Source organism: Amycolatopsis umgeniensis, assembly GCF_014205155.1.
In the GTDB taxonomy this organism is placed as follows: domain Bacteria; phylum Actinomycetota; class Actinomycetes; order Mycobacteriales; family Pseudonocardiaceae; genus Amycolatopsis; species Amycolatopsis umgeniensis.
The window spans coordinates 2,184,103-2,202,426 of the sequence record NZ_JACHMX010000001.1; the positions used below are offsets into that span (position 1 = coordinate 2,184,103).

The following is an 18,324-nucleotide window of genomic DNA, read 5'->3' on the forward strand; positions in this document are numbered from 1 at the left end:
CCGGTCTTGGCAGCAACCTGCCGTCGTGGTGCAGCCCCACATTCGAATGCGGCCTCCAGACACGTGAGTTCCGTCCCCGGACACGTGAGTTCCGGGTCTGATCACGCGAGTCACGCGTGGCTCAGACGCGTACCTCGTCCACGCGGACCGGGCGGCGTTCGCGACGCGAGACTTCGCAAGCCTCGGCGATGTAGAACGCCTCAAGCGCGTCCGCCGCTCCGCACGGGCTCGGCACACGACGGGCGGCGACGTCGAGGAACGTCTTCAGCTCACTGATGTACGCGGGCCGGAAGCGTTCCATGAACCCGGGATAGGCCGGTCCCGGCAAGGGCTGGACGCCGGGTTCCACCGAGGTCAGCGGTGCACGGTCATCCAGGCCCACCACGGCGTTCCCCGCCGAGCCGAGGACTTCCAGCCGGACGTCGTAGCCCGCGCCGTTGTAGCGCGTCAACGAGACCGCGGCCAGTGTTCCGTCGTCCAGGGTCAGGGTCGCGGCCGCGGTGTCGACGTCACCGGCGTCGACGAAGAACCGCTCGCCCTTGTTCGCCCCGACGGCGTAGACCTCGACGACCTCACGGCCGCTGACGAACCGCACGACGTCGAAGTCGTGCACTCCGCAGTCCCGGAACAGGCCACCGGAATGCGCGACATACTCCGCGGGCGGCGGCGCAGGGTCCAGCGTGGTGGCGCGCAAGGTGTGCAGCCAGCCGAGTTCGCCCGAAGCCACGGCGGCTTGGGCGGCCGCGTAGCCCGCGTCGAACCGGCGCTGGAAACCGATCTGCACCGGCACGTCCGAACCGGAGATCTTGTCGATCACCGCGAGGGTGCCGGGGATGTCGGCGGCGACCGGTTTCTCGCAGAACACCGGGATCCCCGCGTCGACGGCTTTGAGGATCAGCTCCGGATGGGCGTCCGTCGCCGCCGTGACCACCAGTCCGTCCAAAGAGGACGCGAAGAGCGAGGGGATGTCCGCCACCGCTTCGACGCCGAGTTCGGCCGCCGCGGCCTGGGCGCGGCCGGCGTCGACGTCGGCGACCACCACGGACGAGACCTCGTCGAAGCTCTTCAAGGTTTCGGCGTGCGAAGTGCCGATCCGGCCGGTGCCGGCAAGTCCCAACCTCATTCTCGCAACCTTTCTAGAGCGCGGCGGTGGTCGAGCGGACCACCAGCGACGGGTGCAGCAGATGCCGGACCGGTTCGGTACGTTCGCCCCGGACCCGTTCGAGCAGTGCTTCGACGGCCAGCCGGCCCATTTCCGTGCGCGGCTGGTCCACTGTGGTCAGTGAGAGGTGACGCAGCGCGGCCAGTGAGGTGTTGTCATAGCCGACCACGGAGACGTCTTCGGGCACCCGCAGGCCGGCCTCTTCCAACGCGGAGATCGCGCCGACGGCGTTGAAGTCGTTGCCCGCCAGCAAAGCCGTCGGCAACTTCTCTCGCGGGTGGTCACCGAGCAAATCGTGCACGGCCTTCTCCCCGGCGGTGTCGGTGTGCTCGCTGCGCACGATGAGCGGATGCAGCAGATGACGCCGCATGGCCTGCTGGTAACCCCGGCGCCGGGCGGCCGCACCGGCGGCGACCCCACCGTCCAGATGGGCGATCCGCCGGTGCCCCAGCGAAACCAGATGCTCGACGGCGAGCGCGGCGCCCGCCTCGCCGTCGTCGTTCACCGTGTCGACCCCCGGTACGCGCGAGGTGCGCGACACCAGGACGACGGGGCCTTGCGCGGCCGCTTCCTCGATCGCCGACGCCGGGACCACCGGCGACAGCAGGATCACCCCGGCGGGCCGGAAGGACAACAGGCTCTTCAACGCGGCTCGCTCGCGGGCGGGACTGCGGCCGCCGGTGTTGAGGATCAAGTGGAATCCGGCCGCTTCGGCCGCCGCGTCGAGCCCCTCGACGACGTCGGCGAAGAAGGCGTTGCGGAGATCGGAGACCATCACGCCGAGGACGGTCGACGTCCGGCTGGCCAGCGACCTGGCCATCGCGTGCGGCTCGTAGCCCAGGTCGTGCGCCGCGCACAGCACCCGCGTCCGCCGTTCGTCGGAGACGTTCGGCGCGTTCCGCATCACCAGTGACACGAGCGCGCGGGACACCCCCGCTCTCGCGGCGACATCCTCCATCGTCGGTCGCGCCATTCCCGGTTACCCCCAGACTTTCCCAGCCCTTGACTTTACTGTGATGGACGCTACAAGATTAGAGCGCTCTAATCAATAGAGCGCTCCAACCCGATCCCCGTTCCCCGCTCTGGAGGCCGCCGATGACATCCCGGATCCGAATCGCCGCCGCCCCGATCTCCTGGGGCGTATGCGAAGTCCCCGGCTGGGGCCGCGTACTCGACGCGGGGACCGTGCTGGGCGAAATGGCGGAGCTGGGGGTCCGCGCCACCGAACTCGGCCCTCCCGGTTACCTGCCGCGAGACCCTGCGGAGCTGCGCGCGCTGCTCGGCGGGTTCGGGCTCGACCTGGTCGGCGGCTTCCTCGCCGTGGCACTGCACGAGAATCCCGGCGCCGCGCTGGCGGAGGCCGAGGAATCCGCCAAGCTGTTCGCCGCGTGCGGTGGCGACATGCTCGTTCTCGCCGCCGCGACCGGCCTCGACGGCTACGACGACCGGCCGAAGCTGAGCGAAACCGAATGGGCGACGCTGATCGAAACCTCTGGTGAGATCAGGGAAATCGCCGCGCGCCACGGGCTTCGCACCGTGCTGCATCCCCACGTCGGGACGCATGCGGAAACCGAGGAAGAGGTCGAGCGCTTCCTCGCCGATTCCGAGCTCCCGCTGTGCCTGGACACCGGGCACCTCCTGATCGGCGGTACCGATCCGGTCGCCTTGGCCAAACGGTACCCCGAGCGGATCGGTCACCTGCACCTCAAGGACGTCCGCGGCGAACTCGCCGAAGACGTCCGCGCCGGAAGGCTTCCCTACGCCGAAGCCGTCGGCAAGGGTTTGTACGTCCCTCTCGGTGACGGGGACGTCGACATCGAAGCGATGGTCAGGTTCGTCGACGAGGCGGGCTATGACGGGTGGTACGTACTCGAACAGGACACCGCGCTGAGCGAGGGGAGCCCGGAAGATCTGCCGAAGCGGGATGTGACCAGGAGCCTGGCGCATCTCGACGGAATCGTCAGCCGGCTCCCGGCTGCCAGGTAACGGAAGAAGCGAGGAGAGACGACGATGTCCCATCGCTTGAAGGCGGTTCTGGTGGCCGCGGCGGGACTTTTGCTCCTGTCCGCGTGCACCGGGCCGAAAGCCGAGGAGAAACCCACGGCGGCCACGGGTCCGGCGACGAGCGAGCCCAGCGGGCCGCTGCGGGTCGCGGTCATCTCGCACGGCACGGCGGGTGACGCGTTCTGGAACGTGGTCAAGAACGGCGCCGAAGAGGCGGGCAAGCAGCTCGGCGTCCAGGTCGAGTACAACTCCGACGGGGATCCCGGCAACCAGGCCAAGCTGGTCGACAACGCGGTCGCGCAGCGGGTCGGCGGGCTGGTGGTGTCCATGGCGAATCCGGAGGCGCTCAAGACCTCGATCGAGAACGCGGTCCGCGCGGGGATCCCGGTCATCACGATCAACTCCGGTGAGGACAAGAGCGCGGGCTACGGCGCGCTCACCCACGTCGGGCAGAACGAGACCATCGCGGGCGAAGAGGCCGGGAAGAAGTTCAAGGAACTCGGCAAGAAGAAGCTGCTCTGCGTGGTCCACGAGGCGGGCAACGTCGGGCAGGCCCAGCGCTGTGACGGCGCCAAGACCGGCTTCGCGGGTGACGTGCAGACCCTGCAGGTCGACATCAGCAACCCCACCGACGCCGAATCCCGGATCCGGGGCGCGGTGCAGACCGACACCTCCCTCGACGCCGTCCTGACCCTGAATTCGCAGGTCGCCGCGCGAGCGGTGAGCGCGATCAAGGCGGTCGGCTCGCAGGCGCAGGTCGGCACGTTCGACCTCAACACCGACGTGGTCGGCGCGATCAAGGCGGGCGACGTGGTCTTCGCGGTCGATCAGCAGCAGTACGAGCAGGGCTACCTGCCCGTGCAGTTCCTCAAGCTCTACCGGGACAACGCGAACGTCGTCGGCGGCGGGAAGCCGGTGCTCACCGGGCCCGATCTGGTCGACAAATCCACTGTGGACACCGTCGGCAAGTACGTGCAAAGGGGCACGCGATGACAACCACCACCCTCGACGAACGGATCGCGAAACCGCGCCTGCTCGACAGGCTGGTCGTCCGGCCCGAGATCGGCGCGCTGCTCGGCGCGGTCGTCGTCTTCCTGTTCTTCACCCTCGTCACCGACCAGTTCTTCAGCGGCAGCGGCGTGGCGACCTGGCTGGACGACGCCTCGACGCTCGGCATCATGGCGGTCGCCGTCTCCCTGCTGATGATCGGCGGGGAGTTCGACCTCTCGGCGGGCGTGATGACGGCGTCCACCGCGCTCGTCACCGCGACACTGGCGACGCAGGCGGGCTGGAACGTCTGGCTGGCGCTGTTCGCGTCGCTGGTCTTCGCGCTCGCGGTCGGCGCGTTCAACGGCTGGCTGGTGATGCGCACCGGACTGCCCAGCTTCATCGTCACCCTGGGCACGTTCCTGGCACTGCAAGGGCTCAACCTCGGCATCACGCGGTTGGTCACCGGCACCGTCCAGGTCTCCGGGATGCGGTCGACCGACGGTTACGAGTCCGCCGGTTTCGTGTTCGCGTCCACAGTGGACGTCGGCGGGACGGCGTTCCAGATCTCCATCGTCTGGTGGATCGGGTTCGCGGTACTGGCGGCCTGGCTGCTGGTCCGGACCAGGTTCGGCAACTGGATCTTCGCCGTCGGCGGCAACGCGCAGAGTTCCCGCGCGGTCGGGGTCCCGGTGGTGCGCACCAAGATCATGCTGTTCATGACCACCGCGCTCGCCGCGTGGCTGGTCGGCTCGATCAACATCCTGCGGTTCGCCAGTGTCCAGGCGAACCAGGGCATCGGACTGGAGTTCCAGTACATCATCGCGGCCGTGATCGGCGGCTGCCTGCTGACCGGCGGCTTCGGTTCGGCGATCGGCGCCGCGATCGGCGCGCTGATCTTCGGCATGGCACGGCAGGGCATCGTGTTCGCCCGCTGGGACAGCGACTGGTTCATGCTGTTCCTCGGCGTGATGCTGCTGTCCGCGGTCCTGGTCAACAACGCCTTCCGGCGGCGCGCGGAAAGGGTCCGGCGATGAGTCACAGCCAAGCCAAAGAGCTGCTCTCCGTACAGGGTGTCGGCAAGACCTACGGCAGCGTGATCGCGCTGCGCGACGTGTCCACCGTGGTCAACGCGGGCGAGGTGACCTGCGTCCTCGGCGACAACGGCGCCGGCAAGTCCACCCTGATCAAGATCCTCGCCGGGGTGCACCAGCATGACAGGGGCGAGTTCCTGGTCGAGGGCGCGCCGGTCAAGTTCGCCTCGCCGCGTGAGGCGCTCGATCGCGGTATCGCGACGGTGTACCAGGACCTGGCGGTCGTCCCGCTGATGAGCGTGTGGCGGAACTTCTTCCTCGGCTCCGAACCGACGGTCGGCTTCGGCCCGTTCCGGGCGCTGGACCGGAAGAAGGGCCGCGAGACGACCAAGAAGGCGTTGTCCGACATGGGCATCGACCTGCGCGACGTCGAGCAGCCGGTCGGCACGCTGTCCGGTGGTGAGCGGCAGTGCGTCGCCATCGCGCGGGCGGTGCACTTCGGCGCGAAGGTGCTGATCCTCGACGAGCCGACGGCCGCGCTGGGCGTCAAGCAGGCCGGTGTCGTGCTCAAGTACGTCGCGCAGGCCCGTGATCGCGGGCTCGGCGTCGTCCTGATCACGCACAACCCGCATCACGCGTATCCGGTGGCCGATCGCTTCCTGCTGCTCAAGCGGGGCGCGCCGCTCGGCACCTACGAAAAGTCCGAGATCGACCTTCCCGAACTGACCCGGCAGATGGCGGGCGGCGCGGAACTGGAAGCCCTCGAACACGAATTGCGAGCTGTGGAGTCCCCTTCATGACCGCTCTCGAAGCACTGACCGTCGGCAGGGTCGGGGTGGACCTCTACCCCGAGCAGAGCGGCGTGCCGCTGGCCGGGGTCAGCACCTTCGCCAAATCGCTCGGCGGCACCGCGACCAACGTCGCGGTCGCCGCCGCGCGGCTCGGCCGCTCGACCTCGGTACTGACGAAGGTCGGCCCGGACGGATTCGGCGACTACGTCCGTCAGGCGCTGCGGGAGTTCGGCGTGACACCCGATCACGTCGGGACGTCGGCGGGGCTGCAGACACCGGTGGTCTTCTGCGCGCTGAACCCGCCCGCGGATCCTCCGCTGCTGTTCTACCGCTCCCCCATCGCCCCGGATCTGACGCTCACCGAAACCGACGTTCCCTGGGACGTCGTGGAGACGGTGCCGCTCCTGTGGGTCACCGGGACCGGCGTGTCCGTCGAGCCCGCACGAGGCACCCAGCGCAAGATGCTGGAGCGGCGCGGACGCCGGTCGCATACCGTGCTGGACCTCGACTTCCGGCCGATGTTCTGGCCGGACACCGAAACCGCGCGGGAAGAGATCGGCTGGATGCTCGACCACGTCACGGTCGCGGTCGGCAACCGCACCGAGGCGGAGGTCGCCGTGGGGACGGCGGATCCCGACGAGGCCGCGTCGCGGATGCTGGCCAGAGGTGTCGAACTGGCGGTGATCAAGAAGGGCGCCGAAGGTGTTCTGGTGGCCACCGCCGAGGGCCGCTGGACGGTTCCTCCCCAGCGGGTCGAGGTCGTCTGCGGGCTCGGCGCCGGGGACGGGTTCGGCGGCGCGCTGATCCACGGGCTGCTGTCCGGCTGGGATCCGGTGCGCATCGCCGCGTACGCCAACGCCGCGGGCGCGCTCGTCGCCTCCCGGCTGGCCTGCGCCGACGCCATGCCCACCGCCGACGAGATCGAGGAGTTGCTGTGAGCAAGCTGCACCGTCCACTCGGGACGCTTTCGGACGAGCGGGATCCGGTCCGGCTCACCCCGGACTCGGCGGGCTGGACCTACAGCGGGCTGCGGGTGCTTTCGCTGGCCGCCGGGGAGACCAGGATCGTGCGCACCGGCGAGTACGAGGCTTTCGTGCTGCCCTTGGCGGGGGCGTGCACGGTCCGGGTCGACGGGCAGGTCTTCGAGCTCGCGGGGCGGGACTCCGTGTTCACCCGGGTCACGGACTTCGCCTACGTGCCGCGCGACGCGGAAGTCGAGTTGTCGACAGCCGGCGGTATCGAGGTCGCGTTGCCGATGGCGCGCTGCACCCGTCGCCTCGAACCGCGCTACGGGCCTGCCGAGAACGTGCCCGTCGAGGTACGCGGGGCGGGGCAGGCGACGAGGCAGGTCACCAACTTCGGGGTACCCGGCGTGTGGGACCACGCGGACAAGCTGAACGCTTGCGAGCTGATCACCCCCGGCGGCAACTGGTCGTCCTATCCGCCGCACAAACACGACGAGGCGTCCGACTGCGAGGTCGTCAACGAGGAGATCTACTACTTCCGCGTCGCCGGACGCGATGGCGTGACACCGTCGCGCGAAGGGTTCGGCCTTCATCGGACGTACACCTCGGACGGCGAGCTGGACGAGGACGTCGCGGTCCGCGACGGCGACGTCTTCCTGATCCCGCGCGGCTATCACGGTCCCTGTGTCGCGGCGCCGGGCTACCCGATGTACTACCTGAACGTCCTGGCCGGTCCGGCCGAAGAGCGGTCGATGGCCTTCTGCGACGACCCCGCGCACGGCTGGGTCCGCGAGACGTGGGAAGACCAGGAACTCGATCCGCGCTGCCCGGTCACGAGTCACGAAGGGCGAGTGTCATGAAACTGACCACGGCACAGGCCCTGGTGCGCTGGCTGCTCGCGCAGCGGTCGGAAACCCTGGACGGACGGGAGGTCCCGTTGTTCCCCGGGGTGTTCGCGATCTTCGGGCACGGCAACGTCCTCGGCCTCGGCACCGCGCTCGAGGAGTACCGCAACGAGCTTCCCCTGTGGCGCGGGCAGACCGAACAGGGCATGGCGCTCGCGGCGGTCGGCTACGCCAAAGCGACACACCGGCGCCAGGTCGGCGTGGTGACGTCGTCGATCGGGCCGGGCGCGCTGAACATGGTCACCGCGGCCGGGGTCGCGCACGCCAACCGGCTGCCGGTGCTGCTGCTCCCCGGCGACACCTTCACCAGCCGCGCGCCGGATCCGGTGCTGCAGCAGGTGGAGCATTTCGGCGATCCGACGGCCACGGTCAACGACGCCTTCCGCGCGGTGAGCCGGTACTTCGATCGGATCACCAGACCGGAACAGCTGCTGGCGACGCTGCCGCAGGTCGCCAGGGTGCTGACCGATCCGGCGGACGCGGGCCCGGTGACACTGGCGCTGCCCCAGGACGTCCAGGTCGAGACCTACGACTTCCCGGACGAGCTGTTCGCGCCGGTGACCCATCGCCCACCGCGCCCGCGTCCCGATCGCCGGACCCTCACCGAGGCGGCGGGCGCGCTACGGGCGGCGCGGAAACCGTTGCTGGTGCTCGGAGGTGGCGTCCGGTACTCCGGCGCCGGTGAGCGCGCGCTGGCCTTCGCGGAACGGCACGGCATCCCGGTCGCCGAGACCACGGCCGGACGCACGCTGGTCCCCCACGGGCATCCGCTGCACGCCGGACCGCTCGGTGTCACCGGCTCGGCCTCCGCGAACGTCCTGGCCGCCGAGGCCGACGTCGTACTGGCCGTCGGCACCCGTTTGCAGGACTTCACCACGGCTTCCTGGACGGTGTTCTCTTCCGACGTCCGGCTGATCACCCTGAACGCCGCCCGGTTCGACGCGGTCAAGCACGGTGCGCTGGCCGTCGTGGGCGACGCCGACGCGGGTCTCGCGGATCTGGCCGCGCAGCTGGAAAGCTGGCGGGTAGATCCTTTGTGGACGGAACGCGCGGCGGCGGAACGCGGCCGGTGGGACGAGCACATCGACTCGCTGCGCGCCGTTTCCGGCGAAGTGCCGACGTACGCCCAGGTCGTCGGCGCGGTCAACGAACTCTCCGAGCCGCAGGACTACGTGATGACCGCGTCCGGCGGGATGCCGGGGGAACTGATCGGCGGCTGGCGCGGGTCGGGATCGGTCAGCATGGACGTCGAGTACGGGTTCTCGTGCATGGGTTACGAACTCGCGGGCGCGTGGGGCGCCGCGATGGCGCATACCGGTGGCCTGGTCACCACGATGCTCGGCGACGGCTCGTATCTGATGCTGAACTCGGAACTGTTCTCCGCCGCCTTCGCCGGGCATCCGTTCGTGGCGGTGGTCTGCGACAACGACGGCTACGCGGTCATCGCCCGGCTGCAAGAGGGCCAAGGCGGCAAGCCGTTCAACAACTTCCTCGCCGACTGCCGGAGCGCGCACGCGTCGCCGCCTCGGGTCGACTTCGCGCGACATGCGGAGTCACTGGGCTGCTCGGTCTTCACCGCGTCCTCTTCGGACGATGTGCGGGCGGCTTACGCGAAGGCTCGGGAAGCCGCGGTGGCGGAGAAGCGGCCCGCGGTCGTCGTGGTCCGGACTCAGCCGAACTCGTGGACCGAGGCCGGTGCCTGGTGGGAGGTCGGCGTCCCCGAGCATCTTTCCGGGCGGGAAGGCCTCGACGACGGCAAGTCGGGGCAGGTGCGGTATCTGAAGAGCTAGGCGCGGCCGTGTCGCGAAAGCCACTTTCAGGACATCAGACGTCGCGAAAGTGGCTTTCGCGACACCCGGAACGGCTGACGTGGCCCTCACAGCGGCGGCCCGGATCGCCTCTCACGACCAACCCGACCCACGCGGCTCAGGCTTGAAGGCTCCCTTCGCCGCGTCCGATGCCACGAAGGACGCCCCCGCCCGTGTTCGGACGCGGGCCGCCCGGGACGACGGTGTTGCGAAAGCCACGTTCGCAACGTTGAAGGTTGCGAACGTGGCTTTCGCAACACCCATCAGCGACCGACTCCGAAGAACGGCACGAGCACGGCACGTTCGCCTTGCTCCTGAAACAAGTAGACGGGGCACGACCGCGTCCAACTGACTGAACGCGGTCGCGCCCGACCCCCGCCTATTTGTCGAAGCTGGCGAAGTACCCCGCCGCCATGTCCTCGTCACCGTGCCCGGCCTCGGACGCGCGGGCGAAGCGGGCCCGCCCGGCCTCGACGACGTCCATCCGGACACCCGCGCGACCCGCGGCCTCGAGTACCAGCCTGGCGTCCTTCTCGGCGTTGTCGACCGAGAACGCGGTGGTGTAGTCGTTCTTGAGGATCGCGGCGGATTTGCCCTGGAAGTAGCCGTTGTCCATCGGGCCGCCGGTGACGACGTCGACGAAATGCCGCGGGTCGACACCCAGGCCTTCGGCCAGCGCCAGCGCCTCGCCGACACCGTGGGTCAGCGCGATCACCCAGGTGTTCAGTACCAGTTTGAGCCGGCTCGCCGCACCGGAGCGGCCGTCCTCGCCGACCCACCGAGTGCGCTTGCCGATCGCGTCGAACAGCGGCTGGACGATCTCGCGCGCCTCGACCGCGCCGGCCGCCAGCACGATCAACTGGCCCTGTTCGGCGGGCTGGCGGGTGCCCTGCACCGGCGCGTCGACGAAGACGAGGCCCTGCTCGTCGGCATAGGCGATCAGATCGTCGACAGCGTCGCCGACGGTGCTGAGCTGCACCCAGATCGTGCCCGCGGCGGGGGCGGCGGCACGGATCGCCTCCAGGACCGCCGGACCGTCGGTGAGGACCGTGATCACGACCGGCGCACCCTCGGCCGCCTCCGCGGCGCTCGCCGCGACCTGGACACCGTCGCCCGCCAGGGCTTCGGCCTTGGCCGCGGTGCGATTCCAGGCCCGGACCGTGAATCCGGCCTTGCTCAGGTTGCGGGCCACCGGGGCACCGATGATTCCGGTGCCGAGTACCGCGACGGTCTCCGTCATGACTTGTCCTTCACTCCTTGCCCTCGGTAGTGGAATCCTCGTTCAAGAACGAGGACAAAGGAAATCCGCGCGGGCGCGGGGGCTGGTTTACGAAACCTGGAACATCAGAACGCCTGGATGGTGGTTTCGACGACTTGGGTGAGCGCCTGCCGGTCCGCGGTCTTGCCCAGCACCCGCAGGCCGTACATCGCCGCGAGGGTGAACTGGGCCAGGGCACGCGGATCCTTGTTCTCGCCGATCTCGCCCTCCTGCCTCGCGGCGGCGAACTCGACGTGGAACGCGTTCTCCACCCGTTCGAAGTTGTGACGGACGCGGGCGGTGATCTCGTCGTCGATCCCGCCGAGTTCCAGGGCGGCGTTGACGGCGAGGCAGCCTCGGTGCCCTGCCGAGGAGTCCATCTCGTCGTCGACCACGTCCGTCAGGACACGCCTGATCCGCTGCCGGATGGTTCCCGGGGCGGCCAGCATCTCCTCGACGCGCGTGGCGGACGTTTCCTCGTAACGGCGCAGAGCCTCCTTGAACAGCTGCTGCTTGCTCGAGAACGTGTTGTAGAGGCTTCCCCGGCCGAGGCCGGTGCTCTCGACCAGGTCCTGGGCCGACGTGGCCGCGTACCCCTTGCGCCAGAAAGTGCCGACGGCTGCGTCGAGCACCTCGGTGGGATCGAATCCCTTCGGACGGGGCATGCCGGCCAGCATCGCACGTTCTGTAACGAACAGTCAAATACCGGTCAGTGCGCCGCCAGCAGGGAGCCGAAGCCGCGCACGGGGTCGGCGATCCCGTTTTGGCGCAGGGCGTACCAATACAGCACGGTGTTGTTCGCGATGACGGGTTTGCCGAGCCAGAACTCGGCGGCCGCGGCGACGCGGGCCATGGCGACGTTGGTGCCGACCTGGACGATGGCCTCGACGTCGGCGCTGTCGATCGCCTTGACCGCGTCCCGGAGTTCGGTCTCGGACACGTGGGAGATCTTGGCCGGGCTCGGCCTGCCGAGGCCCTGGAGCCTCAGCAGGTCGTAGCCGCTGCCGGAGAAGAAGCTGCTCACCGAGTCGTCGCCGACCGGCAGATACGGCGTGATGACCGCGATCCTGCGGGCGTCGTACGCCGAGAGCGCGGCGTTGATCGCGTCCGGGCTCATCGCCACCGGCCGCCCGCCCGCGGCCTTCCGCATCGCGTCGAGGACCCGGCCGTGCGACCCCGGCCCCTGCCAGTAGCTCTCCGGTGAGACCCCGATGATCACGCAATCGGGGTCGCAGCCGGTGACACTCTCGATCGCCGGGTGGGTCGACGTGCGGATACCGCGCATCACGCGATCGAAGCCGGGCGCGTCGACCATCGAGTCGTCGTCGATGACCATCCGGCCGGTGTGGTTGGTGACGCCGTCGGGCCGCATCGCGTCCAGTTCCGGCTGGGCCGAGGTGTTCGTGGACGGGACGACGACGCCGACCTTGAGGCGGGGACCGAGAGAGTCAGTCACGGGCAGCTTTCTCCTTTCGCCGGTCAGCGCCCCTTCCTGGCACGGATCGCCGATGCCAGTTCAGCGACCCCGCCTTCCTTGAGGACGCTGTAGTGATCGCCTTGGAGTGTGACCACTTCCGGCGGTGTGGCCGAATACCCGGAACTGTTCTCGACGAACGAGTAGTCGTCACCGGCGGCCTTGAAGAGGGTCACCGGAGCCATGATCCGCCGCCGCGCGAGTTCACGGAAGCTGTAGTCGAACTCGTAGGTCTCCTCGACGATGCGGACGATCCGCCGGATCAGCTGCTCACCGAGCGCGGGCAGCAGGTTTGCCACGAAGGTCACGAATCCGTCTTCGTCGCGGACGGTTTCCCGGCAGGCCAGCGGTTCCGGCCCGGAGATCGACCCGATGAAAACCGACAGCAGGATCGTCAGGTACGCCGGATTCGTGTAAACGGCCACCCGTTCCCCGCCGCCGACTTCGGGGTTGCCCGGGCAGATCAGCAGCAGTTCGTCCACTCGCTGTCCCTGTTGCTCCAGCTGCCACGCCGTTTCGAAGGCAACCCGCGCGCCGAACGAGTAGCCCCACAGCGTGTACGGACCCTCCGGCTGGACCTGCCGGATCTCGGCGACGTCGGCCTTCGCCATCTCCTCGACGGTGGAGTACGGCGTTTCCGACGCGTTGATGCCGTGGGCCTGCACACCGTAGAAAGACCGCCCCAGGCCGCTTTCCGAAGCCAGCGTCCGCAGGTTCATCGGATACCCGCCGAGTCCCGGCCAGCAGAACACCGGGCTGCCACCACCGGTCGCCAAGGGGACCAGCCGCGATGACGGCCGGATGGAGTCCTCGCCGATGCGGGCGGCCAGATCGGCCAGCTTCGGGCATTCGAAGACGACCTGCAGCGGCAACCGGGTCCCGAACTCGCGATTGATCCGGTTCACCAAGGAAACCGCGGTCAGCGAGTTGCCGCCGGCGGCGAAGAAGTCGTCCCGTGCCGAGACGTCGTCGTACTTCAGCGCCTTGCCCCACACCTCGGCCAGCCACCGTTCGTGACTCGTCGAGGGCGCGACGTACGGCGTGTCGCCGCTCGCGGAGCGGACGGCGTCGGTCTCCGCGAGCGCCCGGCCGTCGACCTTTCCGTTGGCGGTCAACGGCAACTCGTCCAGCACCAGCACCCGGTTGGGGATCATGTAATCGGGCAGGGTGTTCGCGAGCTCGTCCCGGATGATCTCCGCGGGCCCCTTCATGTGCACGGCGTCTTCGCGCATTCCCTCGCTGCTCGCCTGCTCCGGGCTCACCTTTCCGCCGACGAAGAAGTACGACGGACCGGGGGCGATCCCCTGCCCGATGAGGATGTCGTCGATCCGCCGGGCGGCGGGCAACGGATTGCCGCTCTTCGAGCTGTAGCCCGAGGACATGAAACCGAACGCCGAACCGTTGCGCTGCAGGTGATGCAGCTTCGTGCCGAGACCGATGTACTCGAGCCACTCATCGGCGGTGCGGCTGACCGCGGTGATGCCGAAGCCCGCGCGGTCGTACACCTGCTGGTTGATCGCGATCACGTGTTTGGCCTCGATCAGGTTGCCGGAAAGCCGCTCGAAGTCCCCGTCCCGCCAGCGGTAAGTGCCGGCGGGCAGGCCCTCGACCCGGTCCGGATGGGCTTGCACGAACAGCTCCGTGTCGTCACGCCGAGGCTCACCGTCGTTGGCGTGCAAGGAGAACGTGCCGAGGTAGTGGTCCTCGGCGGCGGCACCTAGACGGACGGCCACCGCCGGCTCGAACGCCGAGGGGCTGATCGTGAGGCCGTACCCGGGCAGGATCTCCTCGAACACCCCGACCATGTGGCCCGCTTCGAACTCGAGGACCTCGCGGATGTTGTTCTTGTAGACCGGTTCGATGGCCCCGGTGCGCCCGATGAAGTGCACCGAGTGCCCGGTTCCCGTGCTCGCGGCGATCCGGATCAGCGTGTGGTCGATCGGGTGGTAGTAGTACATCCCGGCATCGAGCCCGTCGAGACCGCTTGTCTCCAGGTACAACTGCGTCGCGTACAACGCGCCCGGCGAGGCGTAGGAGTACTTCGGCAACAGCCGTTCGTCGCTTCGGAATCGGCCGAACCACCGCAGCAGCTCACCCAGTTCGGCGAACGCGAGCTCGCCGGGTTCCCGGGAATACGTGCTGACCGGGCCCGGCGTCAGGAGCGCGGCGAGGTCGTCGCGGCTGACGGCGCCGCCCTCGTAGTAGCGATAGGTCTTGCGGGCGAACACCTCCCGCCGCTGATGGGCGGTCTCCTGCTTGCCCTCCAACGTGACGACAGGGCGATCGGCGAGATCGGCGGCGGCGCGCACACCCGGATCGGACAGCTGCGCCTTGACCTGCAGCTTGCTGGCCTTGGACTGGTGGTGCCCGCCGTGGTTGCCCTGGTCCATCAGCGCGGCTTCGCGTGGATTCAGCTCCACACAGGCGACGAGCGCCTTCGAGCCGGTGCGCGCGTCGTCGGTCACCACCGCGGCGGCCCGGCGCACCCACGTGTGTTCCTCGATCGCCACCGTGATCTCGTCCAGCTCGACGCGGTAGCCGCGCAGCTTGACCTGGTTGTCGGCGCGGCCGACGAACTGGATGGTGCCGTCCGGGTTCCAGTAGGCCAGATCTCCGGTGCGGTACAGCCGCTCGGTCGGCACGAACGGATTCGGCACGAACCGCTCGCGCGTCTGCTCCGGCCGGTTCAGGTAGCCGCGGGCCAGCTGGACACCGCCGATGTACAGCTCGCCCGTCTCCCCGATGTCGACCGGGGCGAGGTCGGCGTCGAGCACGTAGCACTGCGTGTTGTCGACAGGCACACCGATCGAGATCATCCCGGCGCTCTCGTCGATGGTGTCCGGGTCGACGAGATGGGCTGTCGCGTTGATCGTGCACTCGGTCGGCCCGTAGAGGTTCACCAGCCTCGCCCAGGGCACCTCGCGGGCGATTTCCTTGGCCAGCTGACGCGAAAGCGCCTCACCGCCGGAGAACAGCTTCCGCAGCGTGGTGCAGGTCGCGAAGCGTTCCGTGTCGAGCAACGCCTGCAGCAGCGTCGGAACACACTGCAGAGTGGTGACGTCGTGCTCGACCACCGTGTCGATCAGGGCTTCGGGATCCCGGAAACCGCCGGGAGCGCTCATCACCACGCGGGCACCCGCGGCGGGCGCCAGGATCTCCCACTGCGCGGCGTCGAAGCTCATCGGCGTCTTCTGCAGCACCGTGACCCCCGTGTCCAGGTGACCGCAGGCCTGCAGCCAGCGTATCTGGGAAACGACACTGTGGTGCTCGATCATCACGCCCTTCGGCTTTCCGGTGCTGCCGGAGGTGTAGATGACGTAGGCGAGCGAGTCCGGCCGGGGCCCACGCGGGGCCTCGCCGGTCTCTCCGCGGACGTCGGCCAGGGAAACGATCGTCGTCCCGGCGGGGACCAGCCCGGCGAGCCGCGCGGCGAGATGCGGCTGCGTGACGACGACGCCGGTGCCGCTGTCTTCGAGCATGTACCGCAGCCGGTCTTCCGGGTACTCCGGGGACAACGGCAGATAAGCGGCGCCGGCCGAGAGAATGCCCCACACACCGATCATCAGGTCCGCGGAAGGCTCGACGTAAAGGCCGACGGGGTCATTCGCGCCGATCCCCAGGCTCGCGAGGTGCCCGGCGAGTTCCCCGCTCGCTTCTTCGAGTCCGCGAAAAGTCACTTCCCGGTCACCGTCGACGACGGCGATCTCCTCCGGCTGCCTCCTGGACCAGTCTCCGAGCAGATCCGGGAGGCAAATACCGGATCGGACGCGATGAAGCGGTGTGACGTTGTCGGTCGACGTCATGGTCATCCCCCAGTGCGAATTCCGTGTTCTTTGTTCCACCGGTCAAAGGAGTGGTCCGGTCGTCGCGAGATACGGTCCGGGGGACAACCGCCCCAAAGAACGGGAATCCCGTTTCTCGCATGCCGATAACGAGAACCGTGCACGCCCCGCCGATCATTCTTTTCCACCCTTTGGGGCGACGGTTCCCGCCGGCCCCCGGTATCCGCCACACTCGGCAGCATGATTCCCACTTTCGTCTTCGTGCACGGTTCGGGAAGTTCCGCACACGCTTGGACGGTCACCCAGCGAGAGATGGCGTCACGCGGGCATCGGACACTCGCACTCGATCTCCCGGGCCGGGGCGCGGGTTTCACCCAGGCCTATTACGAACAGGACCTCGAGACCTTCGCGGCCGAACCGTCGGCGGTGAGCGGCCTGACCGCCGACGACTTCACCGGGCAGGTCGTCGACGCGGTCCAGCTGGCCCGCCATCACGGTCCGGTCGTCCTGGTCGCGCACAGTTTCGGCGGGCTCCCGGTCACCGCCGCCGCCAACGCGATCCCGGAATTGATCGACCACGTCGTCTACATCGCCGCACAGTGCCCGGTCGAGCGCGCCCCCGGCGAATACCCGGCGCTGCCCGAATGGTCGTCCTCCGCTTTGTTCACCGCGACGGCGCCGCTCATGGTCGGCGATCCGACGCGCCAGGGCTTCATCCGGGTCAACTGGCGCGGCGCCGACCGCGTGCGGCGCGCCGCGCTGCGGGACGCCATCTCCGGCGAACTCACCGAGGAGGAGTTCCTCCAGGTCGTCGTCACGAGCCAGCCGGACGAGGTGTTCTGGCTGGCCGACCCCTCGTGGGACCACCGCGCCGACAAGGACTCCTGGGGCAGGATCCCGCGCACGTTCGTGCGGCTGCTCGAGGATCGTTCGATGCCGTTGACCGCCCAGGACCTCTACATCGCCGAGGGCGACGCGCTCACCCCGGACAACCCCTACGACGTCCGCGACCTCGAGAGCAGTCACGCCGGCTTCTTCCGCAAGCCCGCGGGGCTGGCCGAGATCCTCGACGACCTCAGCGTCCGAGCAAGCGCCGGATCTCGGTGACGGCGGAGCGGCCCGCCCTGTTCGCGCCGACGGTGCTGGCGGACGGGCCGTAACCGACCAGGTGCAGACGCGGTTCGGCGACGACCCGGGTGCCGTCCATCCGGATACCGCCACCGGATCCGCGCAGGCGCAGCGGCGCGAGATGGTCGATGGCGGCGCGGAAACCGGTGGCCCACAGGATGATGTCGGCGGGCTCGAAGGTCCCGTCCGCCCACCTCACGCCGTCCGGGGTGATCCGCTCGAACATCGGGTGACGGTCGAGGATCCCCGCGTCCAGCCCCGCCGGCACCTCGGGCGTCACGGCCAGATCCGTCACGCTGACGACGCTTTTCGGCGGCAGGCCCTCCCGGACCCGCCTGTCGACCTTCGCGACGGCCTCACGGCCCCAGTCCTCGCTGAACGGCTCATCACGCCAGACCGGCGGGCGCCGGGTCACCCAGCGCGTCGAGTGCGCGAAAGGCGCGATCTCCAGCAGCAACTGGACGGCCGACGCGCCACCGCCGACCACGACGACCCGTTTGCCGCGGAACTCGCCGGCACCGGTGTAGTCGGCGGTGTGCACCTGGCGGCCGCGGAAGGTCTCCTGCCCCGGGTAGTACGGCCAGAACGGCCTGTCCCAGGTGCCTGTCGCGCTGATCACCGCGCGGGCGGCCCAGGTCTCCGCCGCGCTCGCGACGACCAGCCGGTCTTCCTCGGCGCTGACCGACAGGACGTCGACGGGCCGGTGGACCGGGAGGTCGTAGGTGCGCTCGAAGCGGCCGAAGTACTCGGAAACCACGTCGGCGGCGGGCAGTTTCGGATCCGGGGTGCCGAAGCCCATCCCGGGGAGGTCGTAGATGCCGTGGACCTTCTCCACGATCAGCGAAGGCCAGCGGTACTGCCACGCGCCGCCGGGCCGCTTGCCGTGGTCGAGCACGACGAAACCCGCCTCGTTGGCGAATCCCGCGCGGCGCAGGTGATACGCCGCCGACAGACCGGCTTGGCCCGCCCCGATCACCGCCACGTCGACTTCGTGATCCGCCTTCATACCGGGTTCAACGGCTGGCG

The 18,324-nt window shown here is 69.0% G+C and carries 15 protein-coding genes; 8 read left to right on the forward strand and 7 right to left on the reverse strand.

The genetic code is table 11. The annotated features are described in order from the left end of the window. Positions 1-121 precede the first annotated feature (121 nt). Both HDA45_RS09685 and HDA45_RS09690 read right to left on the reverse strand, forming a co-directional pair. The gene (locus HDA45_RS09685) at positions 122-1,123 is read right to left on the reverse strand and encodes a Gfo/Idh/MocA family protein (RefSeq protein WP_184893880.1); all 1,002 of its coding nucleotides are present in this window, start codon (positions 1,121-1,123) and stop codon (positions 122-124) included. Between the two features lie 13 nt (positions 1,124-1,136). Further along, positions 1,137-2,135 carry a LacI family DNA-binding transcriptional regulator gene (locus tag HDA45_RS09690; RefSeq protein ID WP_184893882.1) on the reverse strand — a complete coding sequence of 333 codons (999 nt, stop codon included), beginning with the start codon at positions 2,133-2,135 and terminating at the stop codon, positions 1,137-1,139. A gap of 122 nt (positions 2,136-2,257) precedes the next feature. On the opposite strand from HDA45_RS09690, the gene HDA45_RS09695 reads away from it, so the two are divergent. Genes HDA45_RS09695 through iolD form a run of 7 tightly spaced genes read left to right on the forward strand, consistent with a single transcriptional unit; the run spans position 2,258 to position 9,638 of the window. Then, positions 2,258-3,148, forward strand: a complete 891-nt coding sequence (locus HDA45_RS09695; RefSeq protein WP_184893884.1) for a sugar phosphate isomerase/epimerase family protein — start codon at positions 2,258-2,260, stop codon at positions 3,146-3,148. 24 nt (positions 3,149-3,172) lie between these two features. After that, complete coding sequence (locus tag HDA45_RS09700; RefSeq protein ID WP_184893886.1) at positions 3,173-4,159, forward strand: substrate-binding domain-containing protein; 987 nt, start codon at positions 3,173-3,175, stop codon at positions 4,157-4,159. Beyond that, a complete protein-coding gene (locus HDA45_RS09705; protein ID WP_184893888.1) occupies positions 4,156-5,190 on the forward strand; it encodes an ABC transporter permease in 1,035 nt (344 codons plus the stop codon). Before HDA45_RS09700 ends, HDA45_RS09705 begins: the two co-directional genes overlap by 4 nt. Next, positions 5,187-5,987 carry an ATP-binding cassette domain-containing protein gene (locus HDA45_RS09710; RefSeq protein ID WP_184893890.1) on the forward strand — a complete coding sequence of 267 codons (801 nt, stop codon included), beginning with the start codon at positions 5,187-5,189 and terminating at the stop codon, positions 5,985-5,987. The genes HDA45_RS09705 and HDA45_RS09710 overlap by 4 nt, the downstream gene beginning before the upstream one ends. After that, complete coding sequence (iolC, locus tag HDA45_RS09715; RefSeq protein WP_184893892.1) at positions 5,984-6,916, forward strand: 5-dehydro-2-deoxygluconokinase; 933 nt, start codon at positions 5,984-5,986, stop codon at positions 6,914-6,916. Before HDA45_RS09710 ends, iolC begins: the two co-directional genes overlap by 4 nt. Then, the gene (iolB, locus tag HDA45_RS09720) at positions 6,913-7,803 is read left to right on the forward strand and encodes a 5-deoxy-glucuronate isomerase (RefSeq protein WP_184893894.1); all 891 of its coding nucleotides are present in this window, start codon (positions 6,913-6,915) and stop codon (positions 7,801-7,803) included. The genes iolC and iolB overlap by 4 nt, the downstream gene beginning before the upstream one ends. After that, positions 7,800-9,638 carry a 3D-(3,5/4)-trihydroxycyclohexane-1,2-dione acylhydrolase (decyclizing) gene (iolD, locus tag HDA45_RS09725; RefSeq protein ID WP_184893896.1) on the forward strand — a complete coding sequence of 613 codons (1,839 nt, stop codon included), beginning with the start codon at positions 7,800-7,802 and terminating at the stop codon, positions 9,636-9,638. Before iolB ends, iolD begins: the two co-directional genes overlap by 4 nt. A 397-nt stretch (positions 9,639-10,035) precedes the next feature. Here the strand turns inward: iolD and HDA45_RS09730 are convergent, their stop codons facing one another. The 4 genes from HDA45_RS09730 to HDA45_RS09745 all read right to left on the reverse strand — a co-directional run bounded on the left by HDA45_RS09730 (position 10,036) and on the right by HDA45_RS09745 (position 16,191). Then, positions 10,036-10,896, reverse strand: a complete 861-nt coding sequence (locus tag HDA45_RS09730) for an NAD(P)-dependent oxidoreductase (protein ID WP_184893898.1) — start codon at positions 10,894-10,896, stop codon at positions 10,036-10,038. 104 nt (positions 10,897-11,000) lie between these two features. Next, positions 11,001-11,579: a TetR/AcrR family transcriptional regulator gene (locus HDA45_RS09735; RefSeq protein ID WP_246480660.1), complete on the reverse strand. Its 579-nt coding sequence runs from the start codon at positions 11,577-11,579 to the stop codon at positions 11,001-11,003. A 44-nt stretch (positions 11,580-11,623) separates the two neighbouring features. Next, complete coding sequence (locus HDA45_RS09740) at positions 11,624-12,370, reverse strand: aspartate racemase/maleate isomerase family protein (RefSeq protein ID WP_184893902.1); 747 nt, start codon at positions 12,368-12,370, stop codon at positions 11,624-11,626. Positions 12,371-12,393: 23 nt separating this feature from the next. Next, positions 12,394-16,191, reverse strand: a complete 3,798-nt coding sequence (locus HDA45_RS09745; RefSeq protein ID WP_184893904.1) for a non-ribosomal peptide synthetase family protein — start codon at positions 16,189-16,191, stop codon at positions 12,394-12,396. Positions 16,192-16,410: 219 nt separating this feature from the next. Here HDA45_RS09745 and HDA45_RS09750 point away from each other — a divergent pair, with 219 nt between their 5' ends. Next, positions 16,411-17,277 carry an alpha/beta hydrolase gene (locus tag HDA45_RS09750; protein WP_184893906.1) on the forward strand — a complete coding sequence of 289 codons (867 nt, stop codon included), beginning with the start codon at positions 16,411-16,413 and terminating at the stop codon, positions 17,275-17,277. Here the strand turns inward: HDA45_RS09750 and HDA45_RS09755 are convergent. After that, positions 17,246-18,304: an NAD(P)-binding domain-containing protein gene (locus HDA45_RS09755; RefSeq protein WP_184893908.1), complete on the reverse strand. Its 1,059-nt coding sequence runs from the start codon at positions 18,302-18,304 to the stop codon at positions 17,246-17,248. The two genes, HDA45_RS09750 and HDA45_RS09755, sit on opposite strands and share 32 nt — an antisense overlap. Positions 18,305-18,324 lie beyond the last annotated feature (20 nt).

Bases quoted from the DNA above. Each gene is read 5' to 3' on its own strand.
- HDA45_RS09685 (WP_184893880.1), bottom strand. From the start codon at position 1,123: ATGAGGTTGGGACTTGCCGGCACCGGCCGGATCGGCACTTCGCACGCC.
- HDA45_RS09690 (WP_184893882.1), bottom strand. From the start codon at position 2,135: ATGGCGCGACCGACGATGGAGGATGTCGCCGCGAGAGCGGGGGTGTCC.
- HDA45_RS09695 (WP_184893884.1), top strand. From the start codon at position 2,258: ATGACATCCCGGATCCGAATCGCCGCCGCCCCGATCTCCTGGGGCGTA.
- HDA45_RS09700 (WP_184893886.1), top strand. From the start codon at position 3,173: ATGTCCCATCGCTTGAAGGCGGTTCTGGTGGCCGCGGCGGGACTTTTG.
- HDA45_RS09705 (WP_184893888.1), top strand. From the start codon at position 4,156: ATGACAACCACCACCCTCGACGAACGGATCGCGAAACCGCGCCTGCTC.
- HDA45_RS09710 (WP_184893890.1), top strand. From the start codon at position 5,187: ATGAGTCACAGCCAAGCCAAAGAGCTGCTCTCCGTACAGGGTGTCGGC.
- iolC (WP_184893892.1), top strand. From the start codon at position 5,984: ATGACCGCTCTCGAAGCACTGACCGTCGGCAGGGTCGGGGTGGACCTC.
- iolD (WP_184893896.1), top strand. From the start codon at position 7,800: ATGAAACTGACCACGGCACAGGCCCTGGTGCGCTGGCTGCTCGCGCAG.
- HDA45_RS09730 (WP_184893898.1), bottom strand. From the start codon at position 10,896: ATGACGGAGACCGTCGCGGTACTCGGCACCGGAATCATCGGTGCCCCG.
- HDA45_RS09735 (WP_246480660.1), bottom strand. From the start codon at position 11,579: ATGCCCCGTCCGAAGGGATTCGATCCCACCGAGGTGCTCGACGCAGCC.
- HDA45_RS09745 (WP_184893904.1), bottom strand. From the start codon at position 16,191: ATGACGTCGACCGACAACGTCACACCGCTTCATCGCGTCCGATCCGGT.
- HDA45_RS09750 (WP_184893906.1), top strand. From the start codon at position 16,411: ATGATTCCCACTTTCGTCTTCGTGCACGGTTCGGGAAGTTCCGCACAC.
- HDA45_RS09755 (WP_184893908.1), bottom strand. From the start codon at position 18,304: ATGAAGGCGGATCACGAAGTCGACGTGGCGGTGATCGGGGCGGGCCAA.